The organism is Compostibacillus humi (assembly GCF_014637175.1).
GTDB lineage: Bacteria > Bacillota > Bacilli > Bacillales > Amphibacillaceae > Oceanobacillus > Oceanobacillus humi.
The window spans coordinates 1-6,614 of the sequence record NZ_BMEV01000101.1 but is presented as its reverse complement, the minus strand read 5'-3'; the positions used below and the strand labels follow the sequence as shown (position 1 = coordinate 6,614).

The following is a 6,614-nucleotide window of genomic DNA, read 5'->3' as shown; positions in this document are numbered from 1 at the left end:
GCGTTTTTTTTGGTTCTTGGTTTGTAGAACCGAACAAAAAACGCCAGGCACCAAGCGATGGTAATCGCGCGGTAGCCTAAGTAAGCGTACAAAAATAGAGTGCCGGAAATACTAGTGTGAGAAGGTTACCGAGAAAAGCTTGACACAAACCTGTATCTTTCTTGGTTTTATTTAATTTTATTTTTTTGATATTGTTGAAGCCCTAAATTTTATTTTGTTTATACTTACCTCAAAACCCACGATATATACGGTTCTTTTGCCAGTTGTAAAGATGACAGCGTAGAGGTCACCGGTTCGAGCCCGGTATGCTCCATTTCAAATTGTAAAACAGCACGTTTCCTGCATAGGGAACGTGCTGTTTTATATTGTTTAAAATAGAAAAACGACCCTTTCCTTATTTCACACTGGATAATAACTCTTCCAATAAGGAAACAACCTCCTTCGATCTTTCCTGTAATCCCTCGAAGGCTAGCAGCGCATCTTGTTCCTCCCCGCGCTGGTAATAATCTACCGCTTGTTTTGCCAATTCATGCACTTCGATGTGCGGATCTTCTAATTGGGCGTAAGCTGGATGATTTTTTATAAAATCCGGCAATGAGCCGTAATACCATTTTCCGAATCGGCAATTTTTGTAGGAGGGGATTTCGTCTACATCCATCTTGCTAATGCCTAGTATGACATTATAAATCTTCCATTTCCAAAGAAGGTGATCCGTTATGGATAGCCTTAAAACATCTTTTGCGTTTAAGTGAATATTCATCGAAAACAAGTTGCTGTAGAAGCTTTCCAATAAATTACTTAGCTCAAATATAATTTTTGCCGTTCGTTTGGAAAGATGTTCTGATTCCGTACTTAATTCGAAAATCACATTATTTCTGTCTGATATTTCCGTAATCGAAGATGTCTGTTCTTCACTCATTGCGGCAATTTCTGAGATTTCCCCATTTATTTCCTGAATCGTGCTCACAATTTTGGTTAATTCGTCTCCCGCAATATTGGCGGCACTAACGCTTTTCTCAACGAGGGAGCCTGTTTGTTCAATTTTAGTCGTCACTTCACCGGAAACTTGGAGAAGGGTCTCCATATTTTTCGTAATTTGTGTAATCTGCTCTTGAGTATGTTCAGACAGTTTTCGTACTTCACTGGCTACTACTGCAAAACCCTTTCCGTGCTCTCCTGCCCGCGCCGCTTCAATACTCGCATTTAATGCCAATAAATTCGTCTGATCCGATATTTCTTTTACAATATTGACGACACTTTGAGTATGTTCTATTTCTTCATTAAGCTGCTGTACCTTTCCTTCGACTTCCTCATACACCTTGCCGACTTTTTTAATATCAACGAGGGCTGTATCAATCACTTCTTTGCTGCGTTCCGCCGCCTGAACCGCATCATCCGTCCCTTCAGACACTGTCACCGCATGGTTTGCCACTTCCGCAATGGATGCGCTCATTTCTTCCGTTGCAGCCGTAACACTATGGGTTTCCTCTTTTTGGTGATCTACCGCCTGCAGCAGTTTACGGGACATATCGAGCTGTGTCACCTGATTAAGCATATCGGAAATACCGTAAACCGATACTTTAAACGTGTTTTCGTTATATATTTGGATGACTAATTGCTGATCATACGCTGCGAGTTTTTGTACGGCAGTGACACACTTCATCATCTCATCTGGCTTTTTATGCAATTTTTCCATTAACATGGAGGTGATCATTTGCATAAGCAACTGATGCACCGATATAAAATGGTCGGCATTTAAATGTACACGGCTTGCCACATTGCCGATGGCCATCCTCGCTGAAATATATTGATCATCAAACTCACCGCGAAAAAACTCTACTAAATACCGATGTAATTCCTGCTTTAATTTTTCTAATGTCGTATATTTATTTATAATGTGCTGAAAACGGTCTACTTTCGTAATACACGCAAAGAAGAAATCTATCATTTCTTCGAAGTGTGGTCCGATGATTTCTCCAGCCTGCTTTATATGGAGCAGTGTTTCTTGACGGATGCCAAAAAAAGTCAGCCGCTCTTGTGCTTGTTTTTTCACGTTTTCAATATCTGTAGGGTGGAAAAAATGCAAATAATTATCCCATCGTTTCGTCTTTGCAAAAAACATAGGGTTACCTCCAATTATTTTTTCTTACAAACTTTCTTGCCTGATATATTGCTTAGGAACGGTGACTTTAATCGTAGTCCCCTCATTTTTTTCGGAAAAAACATGGAATGTTCCGCCTGCTCCTTGGGCCCGTTCCTTCATGCTGTACAATCCTAATCCCGGAGAATATTCTTCCTGGTGATTGAACCCATTCCCATCGTCTTTTATCGTAAGGGACAGATGCTGCTTTTCATTATGAAGAGCAACTTGAATTTTTGTTGCCTCTGCATGTTTCGCGATATTCGTAAACGCCTCCTGACAAATTCGATATAGTGCAGTTTCGATATTCGGATGCAGCCGTCCCTCTATTCCTTCGTAAACGAATGTTACCTTTGTTTCATACATGTTTTCATAATCTTCAATGAAACTTCTTAAAGCAGGGATAAATCCTAAATCATCCAATGCTGACGGGCGTAACGAACGGGAGATTTGCTTTACTTCCTTCATCGCGTCCGATGTAATATCTTTCGTCTGCTGAACATATTGCCTTCGTTTTTCTTCATTTGTTTCCCTTTCAATAACCCTTAATAGCGTAAGAATGCTGTATAATGCTTGTCCTATCCCATCATGCAATTCTCCCGATACCCGCTTTCGTTCCTCTTCATGGGCTTCAAGTATCGCCTGGGAAAACTTCCTTTCTATTTCCTGAAGACGATGCTCTGTTTCTTTAAACTTTTCTTCTACTCTCCTTTTGCCTGCAGCAATGCGGTTCATTTTTACCTTTACTTCATCTACCGTCCTTTTCATGGACCGATAGAGATGATATAAGGAATATATCAGAAAGATTACGCTTATGATTGACACGAGCGAAAATAGCAATCTTTCCCATCTTAATTTGCCGAGTTCATTACTTAAATACTGCTCCAGTTCATTTGTTTCTGCTTCATATAAGAGAAAAACATGATCGATGGTATCCGTCGCAATGGCAAAAAATTGCTCCGGACTTTTTGAAAAAATACCGCTAAATATTTCATCTTCGATTACTTTAAGAAAATCCTCTGATTTCTGTAAAAATTTTATGCTAATTGGTTCGATTTCCTTTTTCACCGATGGACTTTCGGAAAATAAAAGGTCACTGCCATGTTCTACCTCTTTCAAGGAATGTTTTACATGACTGAACGAATAGGACAGCTGTTTAATTTGTTCTTCCGTAATCCTTTTATTTTCCAGTACTTTTCTTCCTTCTAATCGCATGATAGCGAAATTTTCAGACATATCAGGCAAAACATCCACAACATCATGGACTAAGTAATGGACAGATAAATCATTGGAAATCATCAAATTTGTCTGATCGGAAATTTCAACAATAAAATTCAAAATCTTTCCGACGAAGATTGTTATTTGCTTTTCCATTGCCTCAGGTGCAATATTTTCCATGTTCTCCTTGATGCTTTCCCATTCCGCCCGAAGTTCATAAAGGGTTGTCGTTTCCAAAATGTTTTTTACCTTGGCATCATATTCTTGTAAATGTTGAAATCGTTCATCGACAGTTTTTATCTGATCGGCAATATCAAACTTTTCTCCATCGTTTCCCGAAAAATTCTTGCCTGCAATACCACGGCAAATTTGTACTTCCCGCAATAAGTCTTTTAATAAAAGATTATATGTCGCACCCTTTAGCTGCCGGCTAACGACTTCTGACTCTTGATTATTCTGTATAACAGACGAAATACTCAATATTAAAATAAAAATTCCGATACCCATTCCCCAAATGATAAGCTTCTGTGACTTTTTTGCTTGGTCTTTTTTATGCGACGGTTTTTTCAATGAATGTTCCCTCCAGGCGTTCACTTACAAATTATCTAACAAGCCATACTCCAAGGCGAATTTCACCATTTCCTGGCGGGTACGAAGGTTTAACTTTTCCATAATTCTCGCTCGATGGGATTCAATCGTTTTTACCGAAAGAAATAATTCTTCGGCAATTTCCCGATTCGTGTAGCCTTTGGCAATGTAGGAAAGTACTTCCTGTTCCCTTGCGGTGAGCCTGGACATTTTTTCAGTCTTCGTATTTAGCTTATCCTTATAATCTTCCAGTAATAGTTTCGTAACCTTCGGATACAAGTATGCCCCGCCTTGATAAACGGTCCGAATAGCCTCTATTAAATCATCTTCTTGATGGCTTTTTAGCAAATAACTGGAAGCTCCCGCCTGGAGAACACGAAAAATATATTCCTTTTCCTCGTGCATCGTTAACACGATAATTTTAATATCCCGATTTGCATCATGGATTTTCCTTAGAGCAACCAGTCCATTCATTTTCGGCATGCTTAAATCCAAGATGACGATATCCGGCTGTTTTTCCAGCGCCAATCGGACTGCTTCTTCTCCGTTATCCGCTTCCCAGCATACTTTCATATCCTTCTGATTATTAATTAACAGTTTTAACCCTGTTCTTACTATGGCATGATCATCCGCAAGCAAAATCGAAATCATATGCGTCCTCCTTATAATTCCTATTATAAAGCTAAATCCACTGTTTAACGGTGATTCAGGAAAAGTGTCGAATATTAGTTGGATTTTTATGTCGTAAATAAAGAGGACATGATTTACAGAAGATGGAGTCGTTTCACAATAAAAAGTAATACTTATTTCCTATTATTATTGCAAATTTTGAACGAAAGCACTATTAGGGAAAAACCCTAAAAAACCATATAGAAAATGGTCGAATGCCTATTCTTCACAAATCTGTACCCGTTGTAGACCAATATCCCATATATTACATTAGGCCTCAACTTTAATTGAGGCAAAGAAAGAACGAGGAGGAACTTTCATGCATTACAATCCTTATTTCTACCCGTCTTCGGAACATGAGGAGGAAAGACAATTCCCTTTCCCGTGGTCATTATTAACCCCAATCTTTGGTCCAAGTACTCCCCCTCCAGGTGGAGGAGGTTTTCCGGGCGGAGGCTTTCCCGGCGGAGGGTTCCCTGGCGGCGGACAGCAAGGACCAGGCTCTGGAGGACAGTTCGGCGCACCATCTACACCACCGCCAAGCTTTACGCCGCAACAGCCCCAATTTCAAACGTTTGCCGTTGACCCAGGGGCAATCCGCAACTGTCTGTTCCGCTTTACCTATGTCTGGTTAAGGCGGGATGCTTTCTGGTTCTATCCTACCTTTGTCGGAAGAACGTCGATTGCCGGCTTCCGCTGGAATGGATTTAGATGGGTATACTTCGGCATTGACTTGAATCAAATCCAATCTTTCCAATGCTTTTAAATGTTAAATGCCTATCCGCATAAAATGCGAATAGGCATTTTTCTAATTTATAACCTCCTTAAAACAAGGTGACCGCTCCATAATCGACTGAAAACACTTCTTCCTGAGTTATCATTGATTATCACCCTTAATTATAAAAACACACGATTAGATTTTTTCTAATCGTGACAGTGACAAAGTTTAATTATTTATAATCCGGTCAACAGCTGAAACTACTTCATCCCGGGTCATTTTCTCTTTCCCGCTCTCCAAAGCTTGCAACGTTCTTTTCGCGAGTTCTAACGGAATTTTGCAAAACAGTAAGATGTTTTTCGTTTGAATATCTTTGATATATTCATCGGCCATTTGTAAATTTTCTTTGGCGTAGGCAAACAGTTCCTTTCTGCCCCAGCCTTCCGGTAGGAAGCTGACTCCCCTTTCCGCATCTTCTTTTTGGTTACGCAGCATATTCACTGCCTGCAATCCCCGGCCATAGCCAATCGCTAACGTCCGGTCGGTTTTGGTGCCATCATACCATTCCCAAATATCCGAAAGCATTACCCCGACAAGGCCGGCAACATAATAGGTATACTCATCCAGATCCTCTTTTGTATGTACTTTCCAGTTTTTATACGCCCATTTTGCCATACCATCTGCCATAATGCTTGTCGATTCTTTTACTTTTCCGCCAATTCCCCCGGGACAGACAGCAATCCATTCTCCGAGCCGCTTTGTTACTTCCGGCAGTAAATTTTCGTAGGGTTGGATTAATTGTTGGTAAGCTTTTTCATTAAAGGAGTCTTCGTTCAAAAGTTGGCTAGTTGTTTGCAGCAGTTGTTTTTTAACTTCCGGCTCTATTGACGGATGATCCTCGATTTCATCTATTGCCCGCATACATAAATAAGCAGAACCGACGGTCATCCGCAAAGTCGGGTTTAACAATTTAATCGGAATGTAAAAAGTTCTGCTCGTTTCCTTCAGTACACGCATCGCATCTTTTTTCAGCTTTGCATCGTTCTTCATTCATAAATTCTCCTTTTTTCTTCCTTTCGGTAAATATAAGTATATCAGACATTGAAATTAATTTCTTTGTTTATTCGTTTTAAGCAATTGGTAATGCTGCTATGTTATATATACGATTCCACTAGCATTGCATAAATTAAATCTAAAAACAAAAAATACTAAGAATGTTCAATTATTTAGTGGTTTGTCCATAAAAAAATCCTTTATACTGAATAGGACGGGTGGCTTCCT

The 6,614-nt window shown here is 39.8% G+C and carries 5 protein-coding genes; 1 reads left to right on the top strand and 4 read right to left on the bottom strand.

Annotated elements, in window-relative coordinates; all coding sequences use genetic code 11:
* Positions 1 to 394 precede the first annotated feature (394 nt).
* Genes IEV18_RS16055 through IEV18_RS16045 form a run of 3 tightly spaced genes read right to left on the bottom strand, consistent with a single transcriptional unit; the run spans position 395 to position 4,597 of the window.
* On the bottom strand, positions 395 to 2,122 hold the full coding sequence (locus IEV18_RS16055; protein WP_188393383.1) for a methyl-accepting chemotaxis protein: 1,728 nt from the start codon (positions 2,120 to 2,122) through the stop codon (positions 395 to 397).
* 24 nt (positions 2,123 to 2,146) lie between these two features.
* Positions 2,147 to 3,928, bottom strand: a complete 1,782-nt coding sequence (locus IEV18_RS16050) for a sensor histidine kinase (RefSeq protein WP_188393382.1) — start codon at positions 3,926 to 3,928, stop codon at positions 2,147 to 2,149.
* A gap of 24 nt (positions 3,929 to 3,952) precedes the next feature.
* The gene (locus tag IEV18_RS16045; RefSeq protein WP_188393381.1) at positions 3,953 to 4,597 is read right to left on the bottom strand and encodes a response regulator; all 645 of its coding nucleotides are present in this window, start codon (positions 4,595 to 4,597) and stop codon (positions 3,953 to 3,955) included.
* Between the two features lie 337 nt (positions 4,598 to 4,934).
* Here IEV18_RS16045 and IEV18_RS16040 point away from each other — a divergent pair, with 337 nt between their 5' ends.
* Complete coding sequence (locus tag IEV18_RS16040; protein ID WP_188393380.1) at positions 4,935 to 5,381, top strand: hypothetical protein; 447 nt, start codon at positions 4,935 to 4,937, stop codon at positions 5,379 to 5,381.
* 180 nt (positions 5,382 to 5,561) lie between these two features.
* On the opposite strand, the gene IEV18_RS16035 is transcribed toward IEV18_RS16040, so the two are convergent.
* Positions 5,562 to 6,383: a squalene/phytoene synthase family protein gene (locus IEV18_RS16035; protein ID WP_188393379.1), complete on the bottom strand. Its 822-nt coding sequence runs from the start codon at positions 6,381 to 6,383 to the stop codon at positions 5,562 to 5,564.
* Between the last annotated feature and the right edge of the window lie 231 nt (positions 6,384 to 6,614).

What these genes read in the sequence shown, in the direction of transcription:
- IEV18_RS16035 (WP_188393379.1), bottom strand. Translation starts at nt 6,383, where the DNA reads ATGAAGAACGATGCAAAGCTGAAAAAAGATGCGATGCGTGTACTGAAG.
- IEV18_RS16055 (WP_188393383.1), bottom strand. Translation starts at nt 2,122, where the DNA reads ATGTTTTTTGCAAAGACGAAACGATGGGATAATTATTTGCATTTTTTC.
- IEV18_RS16045 (WP_188393381.1), bottom strand. Translation starts at nt 4,597, where the DNA reads ATGATTTCGATTTTGCTTGCGGATGATCATGCCATAGTAAGAACAGGG.
- IEV18_RS16040 (WP_188393380.1), top strand. Translation starts at nt 4,935, where the DNA reads ATGCATTACAATCCTTATTTCTACCCGTCTTCGGAACATGAGGAGGAA.